This window comes from Streptococcus sp. 121, from assembly GCF_016458205.1.
Classification (GTDB): Bacteria; Bacillota; Bacilli; order Lactobacillales; family Streptococcaceae; genus Streptococcus.
The window spans coordinates 1-2887 of the sequence record NZ_JAEMED010000071.1 but is presented as its reverse complement, the minus strand read 5'-3'; the positions used below and the strand labels follow the sequence as shown (position 1 = coordinate 2887).

General features: G+C 44.3%; 2 protein-coding genes. One reads left to right on the top strand and one right to left on the bottom strand.

The annotated features are described in order from the left end of the window. Window positions 1–129: 129 nt before the first annotated feature. The gene (locus tag JEQ21_RS09640) at window positions 130–1524 is read right to left on the bottom strand and encodes a Cof-type HAD-IIB family hydrolase (protein WP_199365301.1); all 1395 of its coding nucleotides are present in this window, start codon (window positions 1522–1524) and stop codon (window positions 130–132) included. A 95-nt stretch (window positions 1525–1619) separates the two neighbouring features. On the opposite strand from JEQ21_RS09640, the gene JEQ21_RS09635 reads away from it, so the two are divergent. Further along, a complete protein-coding gene (locus JEQ21_RS09635) occupies window positions 1620–2579 on the top strand; it encodes an asparaginase (RefSeq protein ID WP_199365300.1) in 960 nt (319 codons plus the stop codon). Window positions 2580–2887 lie beyond the last annotated feature (308 nt).

Genomic DNA, 2887 nt, shown 5'->3' with positions numbered 1-2887 from the left:
TACTATTTCGTAGTTGCTTCTTTACTTGATTTGGCATTCTATCCACCTCCTTGAGCCTAAGTATAGCAAAAAAAGATTTCGAAAGCTCGATTTAGGAGCTTTCGAAATCCTTAACTTAATGACATTGCCTTAGTTGGCGTCTTTTTTGCTGTGGTGTTTGTGGTAAGCCTTTTTTTGGCGTTCCAATTCTTTTTTGATACCGGGCTCTGGGGCATAGTTTTCTTCCCAATCCTCTGGTTTCAAAATTTTATGGGTTTGGGGATCAAAGTGGGCTTTCCCGTCTGGAAAAATTTTGCCCATGTTCGCCTGGTGGACAAGGTCAAAAATTGGAGCTGGGTCTACTCCCATTAAGACAAAATGGCCATAAGTGAAATAGAGGAGGTCAACCAAAGCATCCGCTTGTTTGACTAAATCCACCTGTGGGTCTCCTTCTTTGCCTGTAACTTTTTCCTTGGCCTGGTCAAGGGCCTGATGGAGTTTGTTTACAGTCTCTTCAAATTCCTCACTAGAGGAGCTGGCAGCATGGACAAATTCTACCAGTTCTTCAATGGTAAAGGCTGCTCGGTGGCCAGCATCTTGGCAGGTCCAGGCTTTGGGATCTTCTTGGGTTCGCTGATCCATCAGACCATGGAATTGCTTGACCTTATTAAAGCTGGTGTCTTGACTGACAAAAATGGGTTCGTTGCCTAAAAATCCAAAGTAAGAAAGAGCTTCATGAATCCCATCTTCCGTGTTGGAACTGGTGGTGTGCTGGGCAACTTTTTTGATGCGGCTGGACCCATTTCCCATAGCAATAGACAAGCCAACCCCTGAAAGCATTTCAAAGTCATTGTCTGAGTCACCAAAGGCCATGACTTGATCTAGGTCAAAGTCAAACTCTTTTCCAAGAATTCGGATCCCTTCCAATTTGGACATGCCAGGACTAATGATATCCGATGCGTAAGGACTGGAGCGGGTAAATTTTAGATGGGGAAAGTGCTCAGCAACTTCCTTGCCCTCTTTGCTGGTGGCCAGCATTAGGATTTGGTAAATAGGTTCGCGAGCAATAGCTTCCAATTCCTTATAGTCTTGGGGAACAAACCGACTAACCACCTTATTAAAAGATTGACTGACCAAGCCCGACAATTTACCAGGAATAAAGCGATGCAGGCCTTGAGTCAAGGAAGACATACCGAAAGACATAATTCGTGAGCCCAACATCCCATCAGCTCGCCCCAGTGCAATCTCCTTACCATTCTCCTTAGCATAGGCCAAGACATCCGCCACTTCTTTTTTGGATAAAGTCTGGGCATAAAGAAGACCATTAGGACTAAAGATATATTGGCCATTGTAGGTCACGGCAAAATCTAGATTCAATTCCTCCATAAATTCCTGAACAAAGAAGGGGCCACGACCTGTCGCCAGTCCTACCATGATTCCTTGTTTTTTAAGCGATGCAATCGCCTTTTTGGTTGACTTCAGAACTTGGCGGCTATCATTTACCAAGGTCCCGTCGATGTCAAAAAATACTGCTTTTATGTCCATTCTAGCCCTCTTATCTGCGCATTTACTTCTTTTTATTTTATCATAATCGCACCTTCAGTATGATAAAATGAAAGAAAAAAGATAGGAAGTTATTTATGAAACGAATCTTAGCCCTTCATACAGGGGGGACTATTTCTATGCAGGCGGATGAACAAGGGCGGGTTTCAACCAATGAAAAAAATCCCATGGTGCAGATTCAAGCGGGGCTGGAGAATGTGCAACTACTCTCAGTTGACTGGCTGAATCTCCCAAGTCCGCAAATGACTCCAACCCATATGCTTCAACTCTTTAAAACCATCAAAGACTATGCCCATCAAGTGGATGGAGTGGTGATTACACATGGAACAGACACCTTGGAAGAAACAGCCTACTTTCTAGATACCATGGATCTGCCACCAATTCCTGTAGTCATAACTGGGGCCATGCGTTCCTCTAATGAATTAGGAAGCGATGGTGTCTACAACTTCCAAGCCGCCATCCGCGTGGCAGCGGATGAGCAAGCGAGAGATAAGGGAGTTTTAGTCGTCATGAATGATGAAATCCACGCTGCTAAGTATGTAACCAAAACCCATACTACCAATGTCTCCACCTTCCAAACCCCAACCCATGGGCCTCTAGGCCTCATCATGAAGAAGGAAACCCTCTATTTCAAACAAGCTCAGGAACGGGTCCGCTTTGATTTAGAAGATATTCAAGGATTGGTTCCCATCCTTCCGGCCTACACTGGAATGGATGGGGAGTTATTAGCAATGATTGATCGTTCCCAACTGGATGGTCTCATTATCGAAGCCTTTGGGGCTGGAAACATTCCTCCGCTTGTAGCAGAAAAGCTGGAAGAACTCGTTCAAGCTGGCATTCCTGTCGCCCTGGTCTCCCGTTGTTTCAATGGGATTGCTGAACCCGTTTATGCCTATCCTGGTGGCGGGCAAGACCTTGCCAACAAGGGCATCTACTTTGTTAAGGAACTCAATGCACCCAAGGCCCGACTCAAACTCCTCATCGCCCTCAACGCAGGCCTAACTGGCGATTCCCTTAAAGCTTATATAGAAGGGTAACAAGGTCCTCCTTCACAATCACTTAAAGCCGAAGTTTTTTAACTCGGCTTTTTTGGCACAAAAGAATCGGCTAGACACGCACGCGCCTAGCCCACTACAGTTTATATAGTCTTTTATTTGAAAATAACACAGTAAAAAAGCGCAAAAAAACACTATCTGTGTTATACTTAAGGTGAACATATTTAAAAATGTCTTAAGGGTGTTGCCGCATCCCTAATGCTTTTACTGCTTCATAAGTTTGATGTGTTTTCAAAAGTTTGTAGACAATTCTTAGTATCTTATGAGCACAAGCGATAACAGCCTTCATC

Coding starts and splice junctions, on each gene's coding strand:
- JEQ21_RS09640 (WP_199365301.1), bottom strand. CDS start 1,524: ATGGACATAAAAGCAGTATTTTTTGACATCGACGGGACCTTGGTAAAT.
- JEQ21_RS09635 (WP_199365300.1), top strand. CDS start 1,620: ATGAAACGAATCTTAGCCCTTCATACAGGGGGGACTATTTCTATGCAG.